The organism is Acidithiobacillus ferridurans, assembly GCF_003966655.1.
Classification (GTDB): domain Bacteria; phylum Pseudomonadota; class Gammaproteobacteria; order Acidithiobacillales; family Acidithiobacillaceae; genus Acidithiobacillus; species Acidithiobacillus ferridurans.
In genome coordinates, this window is record NZ_AP018795.1 from 551,094 (window position 1) to 574,795 (window position 23,702).

A 23,702-nucleotide genomic window follows, 5' to 3' on the forward strand; every position below is an offset into this window, starting at 1 on the left:
GCAAAAGTGCCGGACTTGTTGTGCATGGCTTCAGACCAGCGCGGCTGGCCGTTCGATGAGATATTAGTACCCCATACAGCTGGTCTTGTGAAGTATGCACTTTCTTGTTATATACATTCATATATAATAGTAAGTATATTTTTAGTAAGTATGAATAAAAGGGGGGATTCCCAACCTTGCTCACGGAGGGAAGATAGATGGCAGAAGAGGAGCCCTGCGCGGTGGATGTCACCCTCCGCGTCATTGGTGGAAGATGGAAGGTACTGATTCTTCAGGATTTGTTCACGGGAACCCGGAGATTCTCAGAAATCCACAGAGCCGTTCACGGCATCACCCAGAAGATGCTCGCCCAGCAATTGCGGGAGATGGAGCGGCACGGCATCGTGAACCGGCTGGTATATGCCGAGGTACCACCCAAGGTCGAATATTCCCTTACCCCCCTGGGGAAGAGCCTTTGGCCCGTCCTCATGGCGATGCACAAGTGGGGGCTGGAGCAATTGGCGGCGACAGGCAACCCGGCGCCAAGCCCCCGGGAAAGCGGGCCGCAGGCGGCGGATCTTCCCGGGCATTGAGGAAGGCGGGAGCCCGCTTCCGCAAAAAGGGGATCCCCTGAAGGAAAACGCCCTCAAGGGATCGGTGACGAAGGGCATGACCTCCTAGATCTGCGGATGCCGCCGCCCTTGGGGCTGTTGCAGGCGGTTCAAGGCCGAGAGATAGGCCTTGGCGCTGGCGAGGACGATATCCGTATCCGCCCCCTGACCATTGACGATGCGGCCATCCTGCTGCAAGCGCACCGTGACCTCGCCTTGGGCGTCGGTGCCGGTCGTGATGGCATTGACCGAATACAGCAATAATTGCGCACCGCTTGCCACCACCGCTTCGATGGCCTTGAAGGCGGCATCCACCGGCCCTCCGCCCACGGCCGCGGCGGTCTTGGCCACGCCTTCCACCAGGACTTCCACCCGGGCTTCGGGATGGGTGCCCATCTCCGAGCAGACGCGCAGGTAACCCAGGCGATAGCGTTCCGCCTGCTCCTCCTGCAGATCCTCGTTGACGAGGGTCTGCAAGTCCTCATCGAAGATTTCCGCCTTGCGGTCGGCCAACTCCTTGAAGCGCGTGAAGACCATGTCGAGGGCATCCTTGTCCAGATGGATGCCCAAGGCCTCCAGGCGCGCCCGCACCGCCGCCCGGCCCGAGAGCTTGCCCAGGGTCATGCGGTTGGCCGCCCAGCCCACGTCCTCGGCGCGCATGATTTCGTAGGTCTCCCGGTGCTTGAGGACACCGTCCTGATGGATGCCCGACTCATGGGCAAAGGCGTTGGCCCCGACGATGGCCTTGTTGGGCTGGATCGGGAAACCGGTGATGGTGGACACCAGCTTGCTGGTGGGCACGATCTGGGTGGCGTCGATGCGGGTGTCGCAGGAGAAGACGTCGGCGCGGGTGCGCACCGCCATGACGATCTCCTCCAGGGCGGCATTGCCCGCCCGCTCGCCCAGACCGTTGATGGTGCATTCCACCTGGCGGGCGCCGTGGAGGACGGCCGACAAGGAGTTGGCCACGGCCAGGCCTAGGTCGTTATGACAATGCACCGAAAAGATCGCCCGGTCGGCATTGGGCACGCGCCCGCGCAAATTGCTGACGAGCTGCCCGAAGCGGTCCGGAAGGTTGTAACCCACCGTGTCCGGGATATTGATGGTGCGCGCCCCGGCGTCGATCACCGCCTCGATGACCCGGCAGAGGAAATCCTCCTCCGAGCGCCCGGCATCCTCCGGCGAAAACTCCACGTCGTCGCAATAGTGCCGCGCCAGACGCACCGCCGCCACCGCCCGCTCCAGGACCTCGTCGGGGGCCATGCGCAATTTGGCCTGCATGTGTACCGGGCTGGTGGCGATGAAGGTATGGATGCGCCCCGCCGCCGCCCGGGCGATGGCCTCCCCGGCGCGGCGGATGTCCTCGTCCCGGGCCCGTGCCAGGGCACAGATGCGGCTGTCCTTCACCGCTGCGGCGATGGCCTGCACGGCTGCGAAATCGCCGTTGCTGGCGGCGGGGAAGCCCGCCTCGATGACATCCACGCGCAAGCGCTCCAGGGCCTTGGCGATACGCAGTTTCTCCTCGCGCGTCATGGCCGCACCCGGCGACTGCTCGCCATCGCGCAAGGTGGTGTCGAAAATGATCAAGTGTTCTTTAGTTGGACGCATGAATCACCCTTTCCGGATTGTCGGATGGATTATACCGCGTCGGCGGGTTTTTCACGAAGGGTACGCCGGCGTCCCTTACCCCACAGTCTGGCGCTGTAACCAGCGGTACACCGTGCGCTCACAAACTCCCAGCACATCTGCCACTTGGCGTCTGTTACCATGATAAAGACGCAACAATTCGTCGAGGTTGTCAGGGTGCAGTCCAGTCTTCCCCGGCTCGGGGAGCGACGATCGCTTTGCTGTCGGCAGGGTTGCTTTGCGCGATACTGCCCAATCCAGATGCCGGGGCTGAATGATCGGACCATCCGCCAGCGCCGCCGCCTTTTGCAGAATGTTGCGCAACTCCCTCACGTTGCCCGGAAAATCGTAGGCACACAGACGAATCTCCGCCTCCTTGGACAAGCTCCAACCCCCGCCCCAGTTCCTGCCAATGCGATCCAGCAAAACTTTGGCGATACCCGCGATATCTTCGCGACGCTCACGCAACGGCGGCAAATCAATGGTAATGGCCGCCAAACGGTAATAGAGATCTTCACGAAAGGCCCGCTGCGTAGCCATCTCCAGCAGATTGCGATTGGTGGCGGCCACTATGCGCACGTCTGCATGCAGGGTTTCCGCTCCGCCCAGTCGCCGAAAGCTACCCGTTTCCAGTACCCGCAGCAGCTTGGCCTGCATAGCAAGCGGTAGTTCACCGACCTCGTCCAGAAACAGAGTGCCGCCATGGGCCATTTCATACAGCCCGCATTTGCGCCCGAGACAACCGGTGAAAGCACCCCGCTCGTGGCCCAGTATCTCGCTTTCAAAAAGGGTCTCCGGCAAGGAAGCGCAATCGACGGTGATGAAAGGACCACTCGCCCGCGCCGAGAACTGATGCAGAGCATTGGCAGCCAGCTCCTTGCCTACCCCGCTCTCACCGGACAGCAGGATGCTGGCATCCGTCCGCCCTGCCATTTCTAAATGATGCAGACAGCGCATAAAGGCGGGTGAGTGTCCTACCATATGCAACTCACCGCAGGTGATTTCCTCCACCTGACGCGGGAGACGGATGATTTCCTCCCCCAGATAAGCATTACCGTCCTGATCCTTGATGGCATGGCCGCGAATCCGCACATGCTCGGCATGATTCTGGTGGTCATAATGAATGTGACGCACCTCATGCGCTTCCCCGGTATTGAACACCGCCTGGTGAGGACAATCTTCTCCACACATGTGACAAGGTACTGGGGAGTGATGGGAGATTTCATGGCAACACTTCCCGATCACCTCATCCGCACGCACGCCATAGGCATTCTGATAGGCGCGGTTGGCGGCTATAATCCGATAGTCCCGATTGATCAGCACCATGGGATTCTGCTGAATATTGAGCACACTGCCGACATCCAGCCCAATGGACAAGTCATTCCGCCTGGCCGTGCCCTCCGATTTTCCAGATCGGGTTCTTTTCCTGTGGTTTATCATATCCAAACCCTTCGATATTTCAGCTACGACCATTCTATAGTACGTATTCTCCAGGCCACCGGATGCAAGAATATTCTTATCACCTCCGAATAATTACTTTTGTTGATAAATTATAATGTTATGTTTGGCTTATGTGTCATGACCGGCTGGTCATGACCTGCCATGACACATCATGGCATAGCAGCCGTCAAAACCGCGCAAAACTGCAGTACCATAATATTCAAGAAGCATTATTTACCAGAAATAACAGTGTGGTTAAATAACTTACCATACAATATCCTGATCTGGCATGCATTCTGCTTACTGAGATTATCCAGTCACAGAGCGAGGTTTTCATGTCGGGATTATATATCATCTGTTTAAGTGGGGTGAGAGAGCGGTTGCAGTTTGCGGCGATGGCGGCGTCGGTTGCGGCGGTTTCGGGGTCGGAGGTGCATGTTTTTCTGTCCATGAATGCCTTTCCCTATTTTGTGAAAGGACACGGCAAGGAGGCCCCGGCGGAAGGCGAGATGGGGCATTCGATGGCCGGGCGCAATGTGCCGCCGTTCTACCAGATTTTTGAGCAGGCCGTGGAATTGGGCGATGCCAAAATCTGGGCCTGCTCCATGGCCATGGACGTGATGGGGATCCAGGCGGAGGCGATGGAAGACATCGTCGCCGGGCCTTTGGGTCTGACCAAGTTCCTCAGCGACGCCGAAGGCGCGCAGATCCTGACCTTTTAAAAAGGAGTGGTAGATGAGTGAAAGAGTCGTAGATGCCCGCGGCAGTTTTTGCCCCGGGCCGCTGATGGAGCTGATTTCCAGCATGAAGATGATGAGTGTCGGCGATACCCTGGAATTGTTGTCCACCGATGCCGGTTCCGCTGCGGATGTACCGGAGTGGATCCAAAAGGTCGGTCACGAAATGCTCGATACCCGACAGGATGATGCGGGTACCTGGCATATCCGGGTGCGCAAGGCCAAGTAGCACGACGTCCAACCAGTACACAGACCTACAAGGAGTGACATCATGAGAATTCTCGTCGTCGGTGGGGGTATGGGGGGCACCATTTTCGCCAATCATCTGGCCCGCCGTATCCACCATGAAATGAAAACCGGCAAGGCCCGCATTACCATGCTCTCGGCCAGCCACGAACACGTCTATCAGCCCGGTTGGCTTTATGTGGCCATGGGTCGGACGACCCCGGATGAACTGGTCCGCGAACAGCAGAGCCTGCTGGAACCCGGTATCGAGTTTCATGTCGATCCCGTGGAGGAGTTTCATCTCGCCGACAATCACGTCCAATGCAAGAGCGGCAAGATTCATGAGTATGATGTTATGGTCATTTCCACCGGCTCCCGTCCCATGCCAGAAAACATCCCCGGCCTCCAGGAGAACTCCATCAACTGTTACACCGCGGAGAATGCGGTGGAGTTCTTCCGGCAACTCTCGGACTTCAAGGGGGGGCGCATCGTCGTCACCGTCGGTCTGCCGCACAAGTGTCCGATGATTCCGCTGGAAATCACCTTCGCCATGCACGATTTCATTCAGGATCGTGGCCTGCGGGACAAGACCGAGTTCTACTACACGTATCCCATCGGTCGGGTGCATAGCCTGGAGAATGTGGCGAAGTGGGCGGCACCGGAATTCGACCGGATGGGCATCCAGTACGAGACGCTGTTCAATATGAAGGAAGTCGATGGCAAAAATGCCCAGGTCCTCAGTGAGGAGGGGGGTGCCGTCAAGTATGACCTGCTGGTGGCGGTGCCGCCGCACAAGGGTCAGGAAGTCATTGAGCAGAATGGCCTCGGGCAGAATGGCTGGATTCCTACCAACCGCACGTCTTTGCACATGGAGGGGGAATACGGCAAGAATGTCATCGTCCTGGGGGACACCACCAACCTGCCGATCAGCAAGGCCGGCTCCACCACGCATTTCGAGGCTGAGGTCGCCGCCGAGAATGTCGCGGCGGTGATCAAGATCGGGCGATCGGTGCGCAGTTACGATGGCAAGGTCTTCTGCTTCATAGAGGCGGGCAAGGATCGCGCCACGTATGCCATGTTTGATTACCAGCATCCTCCGCAGCCCAAGGCCCCGACCGGTGCGGTCCATGCCTTCAAGATGGCCTACAACCAGCTCTATTGGGCCAGTGCCCGCGGCTTACTCTAAGGGAGGTGATCTATGACGGCTGTTATGGCGGAAACCTCCCACGAGGAGGAGTTGGCCGAGGCCCGGGAAGCCCTGGCGCATCTGGTGGAGAATGGGGATCTGGAGCGTATCGTGCATCTGGCGCGGCTGGCCGGTGCCGCGCAGGATTCCATGAGCGATGAATTGGTCGGGCGGATGGCGGGTCTGGCCAGCGATGGTCTCGACTTGCTGGACCGGGTCCATCGCAGTCAGGTCGTCCATGCCCTGCCCGCCATCTCCGCGCTGGTGGAGAATGGGGATCTGGAGCGTATCGTGCATCTGGCGCGGCTGGTCGGTGCCGCGCAGGATTCCATGAGCGATGAAATCGTGACGCGGTTGGCGGGCATGGCCAGCAATGCCATGTGCCTGCTCGACCGGGCTACCCGCACCGGCGTCATGGAGCGGATGGTGACGGTGGCGGAAAAGATGGATCAGGAGCATATCCTGACCGATTTCCTCCGCTGTCTGGCCGGGGCTACGGAAGAAGCGGCCCATGCCCCTCTTCCCAAAGGCGGCCTCACCGGACTCTGGGAACTGATAAAACAACCGGAAACCCAGCAAACCATCCAGTTCCTCATGCTCCTCGGTAAACACTTCCGATCCTGCCGACTCAAACACTGAGGCCCCACCTCAACCATTCCTTTTTAAAAGCGTTCTACTCGCCCCGCTTGTAGCTCCCTGATCTTCCGGGGGCTTTTTTTGTAGCTCCGCATGTCGGATGGCTGTAAACTAGGCTCACCGTGCCAGAAATATCATTGAGTGCGCGTTGCTGTTCAGATTGGGGCAGATCGGCCCCACGGCCGGGTCGATCTTCCGGAAGAAGTCGAAAGCTGGAGTATCCGCCAATAATGAATAATATACATTGGGATAAGATTTACACCGAGAAAGCATCGACCACGGTGAGTTGGTACTGTGACCATGATGAGACATCGTTACGACTGCTGGATGAGATGGATTTGAAACCACAAGACGCGATTATCGATGTCGGTGGTGGCGCTTCCACATGGGTCGATGACTTGATTGGGCGCGGATTTTCCAGAATCTCCATACTTGATCTCTCCGCTGCCGCACTGGCCGTGACCCAACAACGTCTTGGGAAGTATCCGGGCACCGTGAAGTGGATCGCCGGGGATGTGCTGGAAACGCCCCTGCCGCAAGCAAACTTCTCTTTATGGCATGACCGCGCAGTTTTTCATTTCCTGACGGACAAAAAACAGCGCCAACGCTACGTTCAGGTATTGAGCGACGCCTTAAAGCCAGGCGGCCATGTCATCATAGCCACCTTCGCAGAAGACGGGCCTACCCAATGCAGCGAACTTCCAGTGTGCCGTTATAGCCCTGAACAATTGCATTCTGAGTTTGGAACATTATTTACGCTTATTTCCCATGATCACGTGATACACCGCACCCCGGCAGGGAAAACCCAAGCTTTTACGTATTGCCATTTTCAGATCATTTGAAGCACCTGACCATGCCCTGATCTTTGCAAGGCAGGCCATACCTTTTGGATGCCAATTGTCATATATATGACATGCCACGTTCATCGTACTGTCACATTTCGTCTGTATGCTTAGGTGTTACATCCTACACGGATTGTTGTTTCTTTTTTTATACCGTTGCCGGTCAGCGGATCACTCTACTGGGATATTGGCACCTTACCGCTGCTCTGGGCGTTACCCATAGCGGTGATTCTTTGGTCGTCGGTCATGGCCACCCTGTTCTTCCGGCCCGAGCGGTTACGCTCCCTGGTTGAAACGCAGGAGACACGACTCGATGCGCAAACGCACGATCAACCTGCCAAAACGCGCTGGTCTGTCTCCCGGAATTGGCGGGCGTTGGCCCGATGGACACCACAGACGTGGAGAAACCCGCTTGTTTTGTACCCCATGGGGGTTCCCAGCGTCCTTCTGATAGGGACGGCGGGGGTGCTGCTGACGTTACTCACTTCGGTGATCGGCAGACAAATGACGCATCCCGAACTCTCTGCCGTTTTTATGCATCATGCCGTTATTCTGAGTGTGAGTATGGGCAGGACATTAACCGTTTTGCTCGTCAGTGCGGCGAACAGTCATTGGATTCAGCAGGACGCAGACTGGCGAACGGTTTTCCTGACCGGGCTATGGGGAAGCAAAACGCGATTCTGCCAGCAAGCCATGCGCCATCATGCACGTCAGAGCACCTTATTGGCCGGAGTGCTTGCGCTAACGATACTCGCCCTATCGACTTCGCTTCTGTCGTTACAGATTTTACAGGGCATAGCGCTCATGGCATTTCTATTTACGACGACACTCTGGTTGAGCTACGCCTTTTTCTTCGCCTATATGTTTGGCTTGCGCATTGCCGCTCGAAAAAAGATCATCCAATCGCTGGCGTTCGGATTATCCTACCTTCCGGTAAACCTCGGCCTGCTAGCGCTGCTGCAGTCATCAACCGGTTTCATGCTTTGGTTCCTGGGACTTTGCATGCCCTTGTTACTGCTTATCTGGGTGTTTTCCACCCATCGGCAGGCAGTATGCAAAATGGGGCGGGAAGACTGGATGCTTAATGCCACCGCTTAAGGGCATTTGCATTTTTCATTGGCTTGGCGACTGCCGGTCCAATTTTAAAGACGGCCGCGACACCGGACTCACCTCCTACCCAAAGGCGCTGCCTCACAGTATCAAGTGACAATACATGGCGCCGGTGGTTGGCAAAGCCGGAGGTGGATGACTGCCATTTCCTGACATAGGCGCGGGCCCTGGCCGGCCACGCCCTCGGCTGATATCACCGAGGCACATATCAGCGTCAGAAAAGCGGAGAGGGTCCCCACTGAGCAGAATGGTAGAAAACGGCATGGATTGTAGAAAAAGAAGGCAGGGAAAAATGTCCTAATCCTTTTGATTTATTGGTCGGGGCGAGAGGATTTGAACCTCCGACCACCTGAACCCCATTCAGGTGCGCTACCAGGCTGCGCTACGCCCCGCAAGAGGTCGTAATGTACAGCGGAAACGCTACTTGGGTCAATGCCTGCGACCGCATAAATCCAATAATTCCGATAACTCCTGGCGCAGGTATTGCCAACGTTTGCGGACCTCGATAACACTGATGGATGCGCCACCCACGTCCAGACTCAGTTGCCGCTGATTTTCATCCGGGGACTCGCGGTGCGGAAAGCGCCCCCGCCCCTGCAAACGCTCCCGCGCACCGTGAATGGTGTACCCTTCTCCATAGAGAAGGGTACGAATCTGTCTCGCCAACAACAGGTCGTGGCGCTGGTAATAACGCCGGTTACCCTTTCTTTTGAGTGGACTAAGCTGCGGAAACTCCTGCTCCCAGTAACGCAGCACATGTGCCTTCACCCCGCAGAGCAGGGCGGCCTCGCTGATGGAGAAATACCGTTTTTCCGGTATATCCGGGAGCGGAGCGAGGTCTTTGCTCGCCTTTTCCCTATGCGTTGTCTGGTTCGCTACCATTCACGTAGGCTTTGAGCTTCTGGCTCGGATGGAACGTCACCACGCGCCGCGCCGTGATGGTAATCTCCACACCGGTCTTCGGGTTACGTCCGGGGCGGGGGTTTTTATCGCGTAACGTAAAATTGCCAAAGCCGGATAGCTTCACCTCCTCGCCTTTGGCCAGATTCTCACGGATGCCGTCGAATAGGGCCTCGACGATACCTTTGGCTTCCCGCTTGTTCAGACCCATACTCTCAAACAGCATGTCTACAATTTCAGCTTTGGTAACGGCCACATTATTCTCCTATGCCCTGAGTTCGATGGAACCGAGTTGCCGCACGGCAACCAGCAACCGGTCCATTTCTGCTTGTACCTCTGTATCCGTCAGCGTCCGCCCCGCGTCCTGAAGGAGCAGCGCAAAAGCCAGACTGTACGTTCCCGCCACCAGGGAAGAACCCTGATAGCGATCAAAAATGGTGATGCTCCGCACGATACCCGATGCAGCGGCCCGCATGGTATCGAGTACCGTTCCTGCCAGTATGTCATTCGGGATAACCAACGCTATATCCCGCCGCAATGCCGGAAATGGCGACAGGGATGAAAACCTGGAAATGCTCGTCAGATTACCCAGCCACTCCACATCCAAGTAGAAGAAAAACGGTGACTTGTCAAGGCCATACTCTGCGGCCTGGGTTGGATGAAACGCACCGAGCACGCCCACCCGCCGATCTTCCACACAAATTTCTGCAGCCTGTCCCGGATGCAGGGCCGGGTAGGCGTCCAGCGGCCGGAAGGTAAAGTCCGTACCCGGCCAAAGCGCGAGCAAAGCACTCACGTCGCCTTTCAGGTCATAGAAATCAACCGCGCGCAGGGGTTCCGCCCAGCTTTCCCGATCCACCGTCCCGACTATACAGCCGCCCAGCACGAGGCGCTGCCCGTGGGCGGAAAATACGCGCCCCAGTTCAAAAATGCGTACCCGTTCCTGCTGCCGTTTCATGTTGAATTGAAGCGCTTGCATCAAACCCGGCCAAAGGCTGGCGCGCATGACGGCCAAATCTGCGGACAGGGGGTTGAGCAGCGCTGGCGCGTCGGCATCCGGTGTGAACAGGTTTTGCGCCTGACGGGAGATAAAACTGTAGGTGATCACCTCATGATAATCCCGCGCCTGCAAAACACTGCGTAAAGTGGCTGCCTGCGGTCCCTGCTTCATGGGCAGCGGTTGCAGGATGCCCTCAGGGCGGTGGGCGGGCAATCGCTCATAACCATGGATCCGTCCCACCTCTTCGATCAGATCCGCCTCGATGCGGAGATCAAAGCGGTGACTCGGGGGAATCGCCTGCCAGCCATCGGGGACCCTGTTGACATGCAGCCCCAGACGAGTGAGAGCCGTTTCGACCACATCATCCTCGTAATCCATTCCCAGGATGCGTGCCAGTCGGGCACGGCGCAAGGGGATCGGCTGATGCTCCGGCAACTGACCCAGAATGGTGCAGGATCGTTCTGTTCGCAAACGTGCCATACCTAACGTGGCGAAAAGCTGCAAGGTACGGGTGGCCACCACCGGCCCCAAGGTGAAATCGACGCCGCGTTCAAAGCGCATGGCAGCATCCGTCTGCAGGCCCAGGCGGCGTGCGCGCCCCTGGATAGCCCCCGGCTGGAAGAAAGCGGACTCCAGGACAATGGAACGCGTCTGTGCTGTCACCGCAGTGCGCCGCCCACCAATAATACCCGCCAGAGCCACCGGACCCGCGTCGTCCGCAATCACCAACATATCGGATTCCAGCGGCAAGTCGCGGCCATCCAGAGCATCGAGAGTCTCCCCAATCTGCGCCCAGCGCACGGTGAGATTCCCTTGCAGCGTTTCTGCGTCAAAGGCGTGTAGAGGCTGTCCCGTTTCGAGCATTTGCAGATTCAGCAGATCCACTACGGGATGGATGCAACGCTGACCTGCACGACGCAGACGCTCACGCAAATAGTCCGGCAACCGTTCCGGAACACCCTCTATCCACAGGGCGGTGTAGGAACGACAGGCGTTTTGCGCGTCTGCGGCAACATGCGGAGCAAAGCCTCCATTACCGGGGACCACATCGCCCGGGCGCACGACCGCCCATGCCGGTACCGGGATAGCCGCCGTGGGGAGGGACAACGCTTCAGCCCCGAGGGCAAACAAATCCCTGGCGACTCCAGCTACGGACAGCGCATCGCCACGATTCGGAGTGATCCCCAGGGTCAGTATCTGGTCATCCAGACCGAGGTAAGCGCGCAGGTCGGCTCCCACCGGCGCATCCGCGTCCAGAACCAGCAAACCGCTGCTGCCGTCATCAAGCCCCAGCTCCGCGGCTGCACAAAGCATTCCTTCCGAGGATATCCCGCGCAGCATAGATGTGGCGATGCGGTGTTCTCCAGGGAGCAGCGCACCGGGGAGGGCCAGAGGCACCCGCTGACCTGCTGCCAGGTTGTCCGCCCCACAGACAATCGTGCGTAGCCTCCCGTCGCCCGCATCCACCTCTGCCACCCGCAGCTTATCGGCCTGCGGATGGGGTGCCACGGACCGGACGGCAGCGACGACCACTCCGCGAAAAGACGGCGCGGCATCCTCAATCGCCTCCACCTCGATACCGCCCATGGTCAAACGCCGGGCGATCTCCTCCGTATCCCAGGAAATTTCAAGCAATTCACGAAGCCACTGAACACTGACACGCATGGCGGGTCCTCAGGAAAACTGTTTGAGGAAGCGCAGATCGTTCTCGAAGAAGAGACGTAGATCGTTCACTCCGTAACGCAGCATGGTGAGACGCTCGACACCCATCCCAAAGGCAAAGCCGCTGAAACGCTCGCCGTCGACACCGGCACCCGCCAACACCGCCGGATGCACCATACCGCAGCCCAGCACCTCCAGCCAGCCGGTCTGCTTGCAGACCCGGCAGCCGGAACCGCCGCAGATGACGCAGCCGATATCAATTTCAGCGGAAGGCTCCGTGAAGGGGAAGTAGGAGGGACGGAAGCGTACCGGGAGATCAGGCTTTGCGAAAAACCCGTGCAGAAAATCCGACAGCAAACCGCGCAAATCGGCGAAACTGGCCCGTTCGTCGAGCAGCAAGCCCTCCACCTGGTGAAACATCGGCGTATGGGTGATATCTGAGTCGCGCCGGTATACCCTGCCGGTGGCGATCATACGCAGGGGCGGCTGATGGGATTCCAGAAACCGGATCTGAACTGTCGACGTCTGGGTGCGCAAAAGACGTGTTGCGTCCAGATAAAAGGTGTCATGCATCGCCCGCGCAGGGTGGTCTTCCGGAATATTGAGTGCGGCGAAGTTGTGATAATCGTCCTCGATTTCGGGGCCATCGCTGATCTCAAAACCCAATCCGAAAAAATAATGCTCTATCCACTCCAGAGTCTGGCGAATAGGATGCGCGCTACCACACGCTTCCCGCCGTCCCGGCAGCGTCACATCCAGATGTTCCTGCTGAAGACGTGCATGAATAGCGGCCGCTTCAAGCTCTGCCTTGCGTTCCTGCAAAAGCGACTGCACCTCGGACTTGCGCTCGTTGAGCAATTGCCCGGCTTCCCGCCGCGCTTCGGGTGACAACTGCCCGAGTTGCTGCATTGCCTCGGTAAGAACGCCCTTCTTACCGAGCCACCGCAGGCGGATCCGTTCCAGGGTGTTCAGGTCGGAGGCCGCCGCGACTTCCTGGGCAGCCTCCGCGATGGAGGCCATGGATTGAAAAGGCATCGCCACAGCCTCCGCCACCGTCAGGCTGCCAACTGGCCCTTGACCACCTCAACGAGACGGGAAAAGGCCGCCTTGTCACGTACGGCTATGTCGGCCAGCACCTTGCGGTCAAGCTGGATACCCGCGCGCAACAAGCCATTCATGAAACGGCTGTAGGTCACGCCCTCAGAACGTGCCGCGGCATTGATACGCACAATCCACAAACTGCGAAAATCGCGTTTCTTGGTCCGGCGATCACGATACTCATAGGTCAGAGCCTTCATCACCGCCTGATGGGCAATGCGATAATTGCTCTTGCGCTGGCCACGAAAGCCCTTGGCACGGGCCAGAACTTTCTTGTGCCGTGCATGGGCGGTTACGCCACGTTTTACTCTAGACATGGTACTGTTCCTTTATCATCAACCGTAGGGGAGCATTCGCCGCAATGCGGCCTGGTCGCTACCCGAAGTAACCAGCGTATGGCGCAGGTGGCGCTTCCGCTTGGTCGTTTTCTTGGTCAGGATGTGGTTCAAAAACGCCTGACGATGCTTGAATTTACCGGAACCGGTGCGCTTGAAACGCTTGGCCGCCCCACGATTGCTCTTCATTTTTGGCACGATTGTCTCCTATTTTTTCCGCGGCGCGACAATCATCACCATTTGTCGCCCTTCCATGCGTGGCCGTTGTTCAACCACACCCACTTCCGTTAAATCCTGTTCTACCCGATTGAGCAACTCCATACCCAATTCGGGATGCGACATTTCACGACCGCGAAAGCGCAACGTAATTTTCGCACGATCTCCATCTTCAATAAAACGCAAAATATTGCGCAACTTGATCTGGTAGTCAGCATCATCCGTACGAGGGCGGAATTTAATTTCCTTCACCTGCGTCTGTTTCTGCCGGCGTTTTGCATCATGCTGGCGCTTACTTTCCTGAAAACGAAACTTTCCGTAGTCCATGATCCGGCATACGGGAGGATCGGCTTGCGGGGCGATCTCAACGAGATCCAGTTCAGCCTCTTCAGCAGCCGCGATGGCTTCCATAAAAGATAACACACCTAACTGTTCTCCCTCGACACCTATCAACCGGACCCGCGCTGCGGTAATTTCCCGATTGATATTCACTTCTTTCTCTGTCGCGATCGCCTTGTCCTCCTCGCTAGCCTTGCCACTCCAGGGTGTTCACCCGCGCCTGGTCCATTTTCTGCAGGGCGGTGCCCACGGCGTCTATGGTAAGCGTGCCGAGATCCTGGCCATTTCGATCCCGCACCGCCACCGTACCCGCTTCTTTTTCCCGTTCCCCGACCACCAGCAGGTAGGGCACCCTACGCAAAGTATGGGCGCGTATCTTATAACCTATCTTCTCGTTTCTCAAGTCCGTTTCTGCCCGGATGCCGCGTTTCACCAATATGTCACTTACCGACTTGGCGTATTCCGAGTAATGCTCGCTGATCGGCAGCACCACGGCCTGTACCGGAGCGAGCCAGACCGGAAACTTGCCCTCATAGTGCTCGATGAGTACACCGAAGAAGCGTTCGATGGAACCGAAGATGGCGCGATGCACCATGATGGGCACCTTGCGCGCACCGTCTTCCGCCACATATTCCATGGCGAAGCGCTCCGGCAGATTAAAGTCGAGCTGCACGGTACTGCATTGCCACTTACGACCGATGGCGTCCTGAATCTTCAGATCGATTTTAGGTCCGTAGAACGCGCCCCCACCTGCATCCACCTGATATTCCAGGCCTGCGCGCTCCAGGGCATTGCGCAGGGCCTGGGTGGCAGCATCCCAGATCTCGTCACTGCCCACCGAATGCTCGGGACGGGTGGACAGATTGATTTCATACTGGTCGAAGCCGAAGGTGCCGAGAATTTTTCGCACCAGTACCAGCACCGCACCGATTTCCGCCTCTATCTGGTCGGGTCGACAAAAGACGTGGGCGTCATCCTGGGTAAAGCCCCGCACCCGCATCAGTCCGTGCAGGGCACCCGACATTTCGTGGCGGTAAACCGTACCCAGTTCCGCCCAGCGAATCGGCAGATCCCGGTAGGAATGCAGCTTGTCCTTATAAATGAGAATATGGAATGGACAGTTCATGGGTTTGAGCTGGTAGGGCTGCCCCTCGTCCTGCATCGGGTCGAACATGGATTCACTGTAGAAATCCTTGTGCCCCGAGGTATACCACAGCTGCTCATGGGCGATATGCGGCGTATAGAGCAGATCGTAACCTGCTTCCACGTGGGCCGCCCTCCAGAAATCCTCGATGACGCGTCGCACGCGCGAGCCCATGGGATGCCAGAACACCAGGCCGCCACCGGCATCTTCCTGAATGGAGAAGAGCTCCAGTTCAGTGCCGATACGCCGGTGATCCCGCTTTTCGGCCTCCGCCAGTTGCTGGAGATAGGCGTCAAGGTCTTTCTGCTGCGCCCAGGCCGTGCCATAAATACGTTGCAACATGGGATTGCGCGAATCCCCGCGCCAATAGGCGCCCGCCACCCGCTGCAATTTGAATGCCCCGAGAACACCAGTCGATGGCACATGGGGACCGCGGCACAGGTCCACGAAATCCCCCTGCCGATACAGGCTCAGTGGTTCACCTTGGGGAATGGCGCGGATAATTTCGACCTTGTAGTCTTCGCCCATCTTTTCAAACAGCGCCAGGGCATCTTCGCGGGAGAGCATCTCGCGTTGCACCGGAAGATTTTCTTTGACCAGTGCGTGCATCCGCGCTTCGATCGCTTCCAGATCTTCTGGCGTGAAACCACGCGGGAAAGCAAAGTCATAGTAGAAACCGTTATCGATCACCGGCCCGATGGTGACCTGAGCTTCCGGGTAGAGGGACTGCACCGCCTGCGCCAGCAAATGCGCGGTGGAATGGCGGATCACCTCCAGACCATCTGCGCTGTCGCGGGTGACGATCGCCACTTCCGCATCCTGATCCAGCACCGCCGAAAGATCCTTGAGGATGCCGTTGACCCGCATGGCTATCGCCGCCCTGGCGAGCCCGCTGCCGATCGTTCGCGCCAGCGTCAGCCCGGTCACGGGCTCCGCAAACTGACGATGACTACCGTCCGGCAACTGGATATCTGGCATAGCCCCTCCAAAGAAAAAGCACCAGCGAAGCATTGCCCCTCTGGTGCGGGATTTGGTAGGCGCGGGCGGTTTCGAACCGCCGACCTCTACCGTGTCAAGGTAGCGCTCTCCCCCTGAGCTACGCGCCTGCAGCCCGAAATGTACCGGCTGGCGGGCTATACGTCAAGAACTGCGCGGGATCGGAGGAAACAGACCCGATCACGACCATTGCGGTGCAAGGCCAGCGCCCCGCCCGCCTAGACGTCGGTCAGATTACCCCCCGCATGGCGTAGAAACAAAAGGCCATCAACGGCCCCGGCAGGATACCCAGCACCAGCAGCGCCAGGCTGTTGATGCTTAATGCCATACTGGCCAGGTCATCACGTACGATCAAACCCGCATCCGGCGCCGGCTTATCAAAATACATCACCTTGACGACACGCAGATAATAAAATGCCCCGATCACCGCCAGCAGGACGCCGACCACGGCCAACCACACGTATCCCGCCGCCACCACCGCCTGAAACACCGCGAGCTTGGCATAAAAGCCCACCGTCGGCGGCACACCCGCCATGGAAAACATGACGATCATCATCAAAAAAGCGTACCAGGGCTTGCGCTGCGCCAAGCCCTTGAAGTCATCGATACGTTCCGCCTCAAAACCCGCCCGGCTCACGAGCAGAATCATGCCAAAACCCGCCAGAGACATCAGCGTATAGACTACGATATAAAAAAATGCATTGGCCAGCCCCGCCTCCGTACCCGCCACGATCCCCAACAACATAAATCCGATATGACCGATGGTGGAATACGCCAGCATCCGCTTGATGTTCTGCTGGGCGATGGCGATCACGTTACCCACCACCAGCGATACCACGGTCAGTGCGACAAAAATCTGCTGCCAGGATTCCTGCATGCCGTAGCCACCATCCACCAGCAGGCGAATGATCAGGGCAAAGGCGCCGATTTTGGGCGCCGAGGCAAGAAAGGCGGTCACCACCGTAGGCGCGCCCTGATATACGTCGGGTATCCACATATGAAAGGGCGCCGCGCCCAATTTGAAGGCAATACCTGCGGCAATAAATACGATGGCAAAGACCAGTACCAGATTGCCTGTGGTCATATTCACCAGATCAGCGGCAATATCCCGCACATCCAGGGTACCCGTCAGCCCGTAAAGAAGCGACATCCCATAAAGCAGCAAGCCCGAGGCCAGCGCTCCGAGAACGAAATATTTCAGCCCCGCTTCCGTCGCCATCACACTGTCGCGGTAAAAGGCAACCAGGGCATATTGGCTCAGTGCCAACAGCTCCAGCCCGAGGTAGACACTCAGCAGACTGCCACCGGAAACCATTACCATGATTCCCAGCAGGGCGAAAAGCAACAGCACAAACACCTCGCCTCGGTAAATCCCCCGGTCCACCAGATAGCGCCGGGAGTAGAGCACCACCATTAACACGGCCAGATAGCTGAACAGCTCTGCAACGTTGGTGAAGCGGTCCAGCACGAAAAGGCCCGCAAAGGTGGTACCGCTCTGCCCCATCTCAAAAACGGTCAGCACGGCCGCGCCGCAGAGGGTCAGCACCGTCAGCACCGCAGCAAGATCATGCAGGTCGTCGCCCCAGAACAGGTCTGCCAGCAAAACGGCGCAGGCCATCGTCAGTACCCAAATTTCCGGGATGGCGTAAGTCCAGTGCATAAGGAATGGATTCATAGGCAAGGTCCTTTACGCCGGAATCTTGGAGAGAGACACCTGGGTCACCAGGTGCTGTACCGAGCTGTGCACGATATCAAGGAAGGGCGCTGGCCAGAGGCCGAGCAGCAGGGTAAAGGCCGCCAGGGTACCGAGCACCAATACCTCCCGGCCATCGAGGTCTTTCAGTCTGGCCACTTCGGGCTGGACGACACTGCCGAAAATCACCCGCTTGAAAAGCCAGAGGGTATATCCAGCGCCGGTAATCAGGCTGGTGGCCGCCAGAATCGCCAACCAGGGGTTTACCTGATAGGTTCCGAGCACCACCATGAATTCGCCGACAAAACCCGACGTCCCCGGTAGGCCGACATTAGCCATGGCAAAGAGCATCATCAGTGCAGCAAAAACCGGCATGACATTGACCACTCCCCCGTAAGCTTTGATATTGCGGGTATGCATCCGGTCATAAAGTACGCCGACACAGAGGAACATGGCTGCGCTGACAAAGCCGTGAGATAACATTTGAATGATACCGCCCTCGATCGCCACGCTATTGAACACAAAAAATCCCAGCGTCACGAAACCCATATGAGCGATGGAGGAATAGGCGATCAGCTTTTTCATATCCTCCTGCACGATCGCCACCAGCGCGACATAGATGATGGCGATGAGGGACAGGACAATCATCAGCCAGGCCAACCTGTGACTCGCGTCGGGCACAATCGGCAGGCTCAGGCGCAGGAAGCCGTAGGCGCCCATCTTGAGCATTACCGCCGCCAGGATGACGGAACCCCCGGTGGGCGCCTCGACATGGGCGTCCGGCAACCACGTATGCACCGGCCACATGGGAATTTTTACCGCGAAGGCAAAGAAAAAGGCCAGGAAGATTAGCGTCTGCGCGTTCATGCCCAAGGGAGTTTTCTGAAACTCTAACAAACTGAAACTATCTCCACTATGGAAGTAGAGATAGAGCAGCGCCACCAGCATCAATACCGATCCGAGAAAGGTATAGAGAAAGAACTTGATGGTCGCGTAGACCCGCCGCGGGCCGCCCCAAACCCCGATGATCAGAAACATGGGGATGAGCATGGCTTCCCAGAACACATAGAACAGAATGGCGTCCAGCGCACAGAAGACACCAATCATCAGCCCCTCCATGATCAGGAAAGCCGCCATGAATTGTGCTACCCGCTCCTGCACGTTTTTCCAGGAACTGATGACCACCAACACCGTCAGAAAACTGGTGAGCAGGATAAACCACAGGGAAATTCCGTCGATCCCGAGGTGATAAAAGATATTCAGGGAGGGAATCCAGGCGACCCGTTCGCTGTACTGCATCGCCGCCGTATGGGTATCGAATCCGGTAAATAGGGGAATGGTCACGGCGAAAGCAGCCAGCGAGACCACCAGCGCCAGCCAGCGCGCGGCCTCCGCACGCCGGTCACCCACCGCAAGGACCAGCAGACCACCGATGATCGGCACCCAGATCGCGTAACTGAGGAGAGGGGAATGCGTCATGCCTTATCCTCTCCAGACCACAAAATAGCTCATGAGCAGAATCAACCCGATAATCATTGCGAAAGCATAGTGGTAAATATAACCCGTCTGGACGCGCCGCCAGGATAATGCCGCCTTACCGATTTCACGGGCCGTACCGTTGACCATGATGCCGTCGATCAGACGTTCGTCGCCCACATGCCAGAACAAAGCGCCAAGCTGTAAGACGCCGCGTACCAGAACCGTCTGGTTGAAGGCATCAAACCCGTATTTGCGCTGCAGCGCCCAGATAACGGGGCTGAGAAACCGGGTCAGCGTTGCCGGCAGGCCCGGCCGCAACCAGTAGAACCAGGCAGCGACGGCAATACCCAAGAGCGCCAACCAGAACGGTAAGGTCCCCAGACTGTGCAGCACGAACGCGCCCGCACCCTGCCACTGGGCACGGATCTCCCCGATGGTATTCCACTGCGGGGCAACGACCAGGGAGGAATCCAGGAAGTGCCCCAGGCCGACGGGCCCAATATACGCCCAACCCGCGTAAACCGCGGGGATCGCCAGCGCAATCAGGGGCACGGTAATCACCCAGGGTGACTCGTGCAGATGTGCGCGGGTGTGGGCATCCATGCGCGGAGTGCCATGGAAGACCAGGAAAAACATCCGGAAGGTATAGAGCGCCGTGACGAAGGCGCCGGCCACCAGCATCCATTCCGCCCAGCCCGCCCCGGGCAGGGTAGAGAGCCCGACAGCCTCGATAATGAGGTCCTTGCTGAAGAATCCGGCGAAAGGCGGAATCCCGCACAACGACAGGCTGCCGATCAGAAAGGTGACATAGGTGATGGGCATGACCTTGCGCAGCCCGCCCATTTTGCGGATATCCTGCTCGTTGGACATCGCATGGATCACTGAACCTGCGGCCAGAAATAGCAAGGCCTTGAAGAAGGCGTGAGTCATCAGGTGAAAAATTGCCGCAGAGAAGGCGGAAGCGCCCAGCGCCGCAGTCATGTAACCCAACTGGGAAATGGTCGAATAAGCGATGATGCGCTTGATATCGTTCTGCACCAGACCGACGAGCCCCATAAAGAACGCCGTTACCGCGCCGATGACCAGCACCACCGAAAGGGCCGTCGCGGACTGTTCAAAAATCGGCGACATCCGTGCGACCATAAAAATACCCGCTGTGACCATGGTCGCCGCATGGATCAGGGCGGAGATGGGGGTCGGGCCCTCCATGGATTCCGGCAGCCAGACATGTAAAGGCACCTGCGCGGATTTACCCATGGCGCCGATAAACAGCAGCAGGGCAATCCAGGTCAGCACACTCCAGGGATGTCCCGGTATGATTTCCAGTGTTTGTCCGGTCAGATAAGGTACGGCCGCAAATACCGTACGATAATCCAGACTGCCAAAATAGTGGTATACTGCGGCAATACCGATCAAAAAGCCGAAATCACCGACACGGTTGACGATAAATGCCTTGATCGCGGCGACATTGGCACTTTCACGCTGAAACCAGAAGCCGATAAGCAGGTAGGAAACCAGACCCACCGCTTCCCAGCCAAAAAAGAGCTGGAGAAAATTATTGCTCATCACCAGCATGATCATACTGAACGTGAACAAGGCGATATAGCTGAAAAAACGCGCGTAACCCGGATCGCCATGCATATAACCAACGGTATATAGATGCACGCACAGAGATACAAAAGTGACAACGACCAGCATCAATGCCGTCAGGCTGTCGATGTCAAAACCGACGGATACCGGCAGATGACCCAATACCGCCCAGGTATAGATATCTCCATAAAAGGTTATACCGTGACCGGTTTGCCAGAGCACGGCCAACGATAGATAGAAAGCAATGGCCACCCCGATGATCGGTGCCCAATGCGCATGCTCCCGGAGCTTCCAGCCCCAGAAGCCGGCCACGAGTGCACCCACCAGTGGCGCCACGGGGATAACCAGATACACGGCGAGGGGAGGGAAGGCGTTTAACCAGTCAAAAACCCACATATCAGCCCCTCAACTCGTCGATATCATCCACATTGATGCTATGGCGATTGCGGAAATAGGCGACCAGTATCGCCAGGCCAATCGCCGCTTCGGCAGCCGCCACCGTAAGAATAAAAAATACGAATATCTGCCCATCGAGATTGCCGAGATAACGGGAAAATGCGACCAGATTGATGTTTACCGCCAGCAGCAGCAACTCGATGGCCATCAGCAGAATGATGACATTCTTGCGATTGAGGAAAATACCAACCACACCGATGGAAAAGAGCATCGCTCCGAGAATCAGGTAGGCCGCCAGGGTCGGTTGTCCAGCATTCATCATTCAGGCTCCCGCAAATCCACCAGTTGTACCCGGTCTTTGGCCCGCACGGCCATCTGCGCGGCAATGTTCTGGGTTTTGGTACCAGTCCGGCGCCGCAGGGTGAGGGCAATCGCGGCGATAATCGCCACGAGCAGAATTACTGCAGCTATTTCAAATGGATACAGATACTTGGTATACAGTAGGACCCCCAGTGCCCGGGTATTGTCGGTATTCGCCGGAAGTGCGGCGGGTGCAGGGATATGGCCCAGGGAAGACGTCCAGAAAACAATCGCCAGCTCCAGTACACCGAGGATGGCAATAGCGAGGCCCAATGGCAGATAACTGAGAAAGCCTTCCTTGATACGCGCCAGGTTGATATCCAGCATCATCACCACAAAGAGGAAAAGCACCATCACCGCGCCCACATAGACCAGAATCAAAATCAACCCCAGGAATTCAGCTCCCAACAGCATGAACAGGGCGGCAGCATTAAAAAACGCCAGTACCAGATACAGGGTCGCGTATACCGGATTACGCGCCGTAATCACCAACGTTGCAGAGCCCAGCAATATGGCAGAGAAGATATAAAACAGAATCGTGGTTACTGGCAGCATGGCATCTGTTCTCCGTCAGCGGTAAGCGCGATCAGCATCGCGATCGGCAGCCAGCTCCGCTTCCAGGCGATCGCCATTGGCCAGCAGCATGTCTTTGGTATATATCAGGTCGCCGCGAATTTCTCCATGATAAGAGAGCACCCGGCTTTCGACGATGGAGTCTACCGGACAGGATTCTTCACAGAGTCCACAAAAAATACACTTGCTGAGATCGATGTCGTAGCGCGTCGTCCGCCGCGTTCCATCACTACGGACGTCGCTTTCGATGGTAATGGCCAGCGCCGGACACACCGCCTCACAGAGTTTGCAGGCAATGCAGCGTTCCTCACCGTTCGCATAGCGGCGCAAGGCGTGCAGACCGCGGAAGCGGGGCGATTGCGGCGTCTGTTCTTCGGGGTATTGCACGGTGATCTTCCGCGCAAAAAAATAACGGCCGGTAAGCTGCATGCCGCGCAGCATCTCCGTCAGGAAAAAAGTATTAAACCATTGCCTTGGGCGAAATTGCATATGGTTCTCCTCAGCGCAAAATGGCACGCAGGGGCGTTTCCAGAGCAACGCCGACTACGACAATCCAGACAATGGTCACCGGGATAAACACCTTCCAGCCCAAACGCATGATCTGGTCATAGCGATAACGGGGAAAAGTAGCGCGAATCCATAAAAATACATACAGCAGGAAAGCGGTTTTCAGCAATAACCAGACGACACCCGGTATCCAGGTGAGCCATGGTGTATTGATCGGCGCATACCAGCCACCGAGAAAGAGCACCGTCGACAACATGGAGACGAAAATCATGTTGGCATATTCCGCTAGAAAGAACAGTGCGAAGGCCATCCCGGAATACTCCACATGAAATCCCGCCACAATTTCCGACTCGCCTTCCGCTACGTCAAAAGGTGCGCGGTTGGTTTCGGCCACGCCGGAAATAAAGTACACCAGAAAGAACGGAAATAACGGCAGCCAATACCAGGACCAGAAACCGCCGCCCGCCTGGGCTTCCACGATTTTGGTGAGGTTCAGGGTCTGGGCAGCCATCAACAACCCCACCAGGGCAAAGCCCATGGCAATTTCGTAAGCCACCAGCTGAGCCGCCGCCCGCATGGCCCCCAGAAAGGCATATTTGGAATTGGATGCCCAGCCCGCAACGATGATGCCGTATACCCCCAGTCCGGCGATGGCCAGCACATAAAGGAGACCGGCGTTCATGTGGGAGATGGCCATATCCGGACCGAAAGGAATGGCCGCCCAGACCAGCATTGCCGGCACGAAAGCCAGCACCGGTGCCGCCAGGAACAGAAACCGATTAGCGTTGGTGGGGATGATCACTTCCTTGAACATCAGCTTGACCGCGTCGGCGATCGGCTGCAACGATCCCTTGAAGCCCACGCGATTGGGACCCAGACGTACCTGTATATAACCAATCACCTTGCGCTCGGCCAGGGTCAGATAGGCCACACCCAACAGTAGTGGCACCAAGACAACGACAATCTTGATCACCGACCAGAGGATCGCCCACCACGCCGTACTCTGAAAATCATGCATGGTG

Annotated in this window: 24 protein-coding genes and 2 tRNA genes; 7 read left to right on the plus strand and 19 right to left on the minus strand. The window is 57.4% G+C overall.

Going from position 1 to position 23,702, the window contains the following annotated elements; all coding sequences use genetic code 11:
* Nucleotides 1–197: 197 nt before the first annotated feature.
* Nucleotides 198–572 carry a winged helix-turn-helix transcriptional regulator gene (locus AFERRID_RS02785; protein ID WP_126604325.1) on the plus strand — a complete coding sequence of 125 codons (375 nt, stop codon included), beginning with the start codon at nt 198–200 and terminating at the stop codon, nt 570–572.
* An 84-nt stretch (nt 573–656) separates the two neighbouring features.
* Here the strand turns inward: AFERRID_RS02785 and AFERRID_RS02790 are convergent, their stop codons facing one another.
* Together AFERRID_RS02790 and AFERRID_RS02795 are read right to left on the minus strand one after the other, a co-directional pair.
* On the minus strand, nt 657–2,198 hold the full coding sequence (locus AFERRID_RS02790; RefSeq protein ID WP_126604326.1) for a 2-isopropylmalate synthase: 1,542 nt from the start codon (nt 2,196–2,198) through the stop codon (nt 657–659).
* 75 nt (nt 2,199–2,273) lie between these two features.
* Nucleotides 2,274–3,593 carry a sigma-54 interaction domain-containing protein gene (locus AFERRID_RS02795; protein ID WP_126604327.1) on the minus strand — a complete coding sequence of 440 codons (1,320 nt, stop codon included), beginning with the start codon at nt 3,591–3,593 and terminating at the stop codon, nt 2,274–2,276.
* 398 nt (nt 3,594–3,991) lie between these two features.
* Here AFERRID_RS02795 and AFERRID_RS02800 point away from each other — a divergent pair, with 398 nt between their 5' ends.
* From AFERRID_RS02800 to AFERRID_RS02825, 6 genes are all read left to right on the plus strand, one after another.
* Nucleotides 3,992–4,378 (plus strand): DsrE/DsrF/DrsH-like family protein, encoded by a 387-nt coding sequence (locus tag AFERRID_RS02800; protein WP_126604328.1) that lies wholly within the window; start codon nt 3,992–3,994, stop codon nt 4,376–4,378.
* Nucleotides 4,379–4,391: 13 nt separating this feature from the next.
* On the plus strand, nt 4,392–4,622 hold the full coding sequence (locus tag AFERRID_RS02805; RefSeq protein WP_113526101.1) for a sulfurtransferase TusA family protein: 231 nt from the start codon (nt 4,392–4,394) through the stop codon (nt 4,620–4,622).
* 42 nt (nt 4,623–4,664) lie between these two features.
* A complete protein-coding gene (locus tag AFERRID_RS02810; RefSeq protein WP_126604329.1) occupies nt 4,665–5,804 on the plus strand; it encodes an NAD(P)/FAD-dependent oxidoreductase in 1,140 nt (379 codons plus the stop codon).
* 12 nt (nt 5,805–5,816) lie between these two features.
* Nucleotides 5,817–6,443, plus strand: a complete 627-nt coding sequence (locus tag AFERRID_RS02815; protein WP_126604330.1) for a hypothetical protein — start codon at nt 5,817–5,819, stop codon at nt 6,441–6,443.
* A 227-nt stretch (nt 6,444–6,670) separates the two neighbouring features.
* Nucleotides 6,671–7,282: a class I SAM-dependent methyltransferase gene (locus AFERRID_RS02820; RefSeq protein WP_126604331.1), complete on the plus strand. Its 612-nt coding sequence runs from the start codon at nt 6,671–6,673 to the stop codon at nt 7,280–7,282.
* 114 nt (nt 7,283–7,396) lie between these two features.
* The gene (locus AFERRID_RS02825; protein ID WP_225981815.1) at nt 7,397–8,380 is read left to right on the plus strand and encodes a hypothetical protein; all 984 of its coding nucleotides are present in this window, start codon (nt 7,397–7,399) and stop codon (nt 8,378–8,380) included.
* A gap of 327 nt (nt 8,381–8,707) precedes the next feature.
* Here AFERRID_RS02825 and AFERRID_RS02830 read toward each other — a convergent pair.
* The 17 genes from AFERRID_RS02830 to nuoH all read right to left on the minus strand — a co-directional run bounded on the left by AFERRID_RS02830 (nt 8,708) and on the right by nuoH (nt 23,698).
* Nucleotides 8,708–8,784, minus strand: a tRNA-Pro gene (locus AFERRID_RS02830).
* Between the two features lie 37 nt (nt 8,785–8,821).
* Entirely contained in the window at nt 8,822–9,274 is a 453-nt protein-coding gene (locus AFERRID_RS02835) for a MerR family transcriptional regulator (RefSeq protein WP_126604332.1), read from the minus strand.
* A complete protein-coding gene (locus tag AFERRID_RS02840; protein ID WP_012537288.1) occupies nt 9,249–9,548 on the minus strand; it encodes an integration host factor subunit alpha in 300 nt (99 codons plus the stop codon). The genes AFERRID_RS02835 and AFERRID_RS02840 overlap by 26 nt, the downstream gene beginning before the upstream one ends.
* 9 nt (nt 9,549–9,557) lie before the next feature.
* Nucleotides 9,558–11,957 (minus strand): phenylalanine--tRNA ligase subunit beta, encoded by a 2,400-nt coding sequence (pheT, locus tag AFERRID_RS02845; protein WP_113526096.1) that lies wholly within the window; start codon nt 11,955–11,957, stop codon nt 9,558–9,560.
* 9 nt (nt 11,958–11,966) lie between these two features.
* Nucleotides 11,967–12,989, minus strand: coding sequence for a phenylalanine--tRNA ligase subunit alpha (gene pheS, locus AFERRID_RS02850; protein ID WP_113526095.1), 1,023 nt, complete (start codon nt 12,987–12,989; stop codon nt 11,967–11,969).
* Between the two features lie 20 nt (nt 12,990–13,009).
* Nucleotides 13,010–13,369, minus strand: a complete 360-nt coding sequence (gene rplT, locus AFERRID_RS02855) for a 50S ribosomal protein L20 (protein ID WP_012537291.1) — start codon at nt 13,367–13,369, stop codon at nt 13,010–13,012.
* A gap of 18 nt (nt 13,370–13,387) precedes the next feature.
* Nucleotides 13,388–13,585, minus strand: coding sequence for a 50S ribosomal protein L35 (gene rpmI, locus AFERRID_RS02860; protein WP_012537292.1), 198 nt, complete (start codon nt 13,583–13,585; stop codon nt 13,388–13,390).
* A 9-nt stretch (nt 13,586–13,594) separates the two neighbouring features.
* Nucleotides 13,595–14,095 carry a translation initiation factor IF-3 gene (gene infC, locus AFERRID_RS02865; RefSeq protein ID WP_113526094.1) on the minus strand — a complete coding sequence of 167 codons (501 nt, stop codon included), beginning with the start codon at nt 14,093–14,095 and terminating at the stop codon, nt 13,595–13,597.
* A 34-nt stretch (nt 14,096–14,129) separates the two neighbouring features.
* Nucleotides 14,130–16,064 carry a threonine--tRNA ligase gene (gene thrS, locus AFERRID_RS02870; RefSeq protein WP_113526093.1) on the minus strand — a complete coding sequence of 645 codons (1,935 nt, stop codon included), beginning with the start codon at nt 16,062–16,064 and terminating at the stop codon, nt 14,130–14,132.
* 53 nt (nt 16,065–16,117) lie between these two features.
* Nucleotides 16,118–16,192, minus strand: a tRNA-Val gene (locus AFERRID_RS02875).
* Between the two features lie 119 nt (nt 16,193–16,311).
* Nucleotides 16,312–17,757 carry an NADH-quinone oxidoreductase subunit NuoN gene (gene nuoN, locus AFERRID_RS02880; RefSeq protein ID WP_126604333.1) on the minus strand — a complete coding sequence of 482 codons (1,446 nt, stop codon included), beginning with the start codon at nt 17,755–17,757 and terminating at the stop codon, nt 16,312–16,314.
* Between the two features lie 12 nt (nt 17,758–17,769).
* Nucleotides 17,770–19,254: an NADH-quinone oxidoreductase subunit M gene (locus tag AFERRID_RS02885; protein ID WP_113526091.1), complete on the minus strand. Its 1,485-nt coding sequence runs from the start codon at nt 19,252–19,254 to the stop codon at nt 17,770–17,772.
* Between the two features lie 3 nt (nt 19,255–19,257).
* Nucleotides 19,258–21,240, minus strand: a complete 1,983-nt coding sequence (nuoL, locus tag AFERRID_RS02890) for an NADH-quinone oxidoreductase subunit L (RefSeq protein ID WP_113526090.1) — start codon at nt 21,238–21,240, stop codon at nt 19,258–19,260.
* A 1-nt stretch (nt 21,241) separates the two neighbouring features.
* Nucleotides 21,242–21,559 carry an NADH-quinone oxidoreductase subunit NuoK gene (gene nuoK / locus AFERRID_RS02895; RefSeq protein WP_113526367.1) on the minus strand — a complete coding sequence of 106 codons (318 nt, stop codon included), beginning with the start codon at nt 21,557–21,559 and terminating at the stop codon, nt 21,242–21,244.
* Nucleotides 21,559–22,155, minus strand: coding sequence for an NADH-quinone oxidoreductase subunit J (locus AFERRID_RS02900; RefSeq protein ID WP_113526089.1), 597 nt, complete (start codon nt 22,153–22,155; stop codon nt 21,559–21,561). Before AFERRID_RS02900 ends, nuoK begins: the two co-directional genes overlap by 1 nt.
* 15 nt (nt 22,156–22,170) lie before the next feature.
* Complete coding sequence (gene nuoI / locus AFERRID_RS02905; RefSeq protein WP_012537299.1) at nt 22,171–22,662, minus strand: NADH-quinone oxidoreductase subunit NuoI; 492 nt, start codon at nt 22,660–22,662, stop codon at nt 22,171–22,173.
* A gap of 10 nt (nt 22,663–22,672) precedes the next feature.
* On the minus strand, nt 22,673–23,698 hold the full coding sequence (gene nuoH, locus AFERRID_RS02910; RefSeq protein ID WP_113526088.1) for an NADH-quinone oxidoreductase subunit NuoH: 1,026 nt from the start codon (nt 23,696–23,698) through the stop codon (nt 22,673–22,675).
* Nucleotides 23,699–23,702 lie beyond the last annotated feature (4 nt).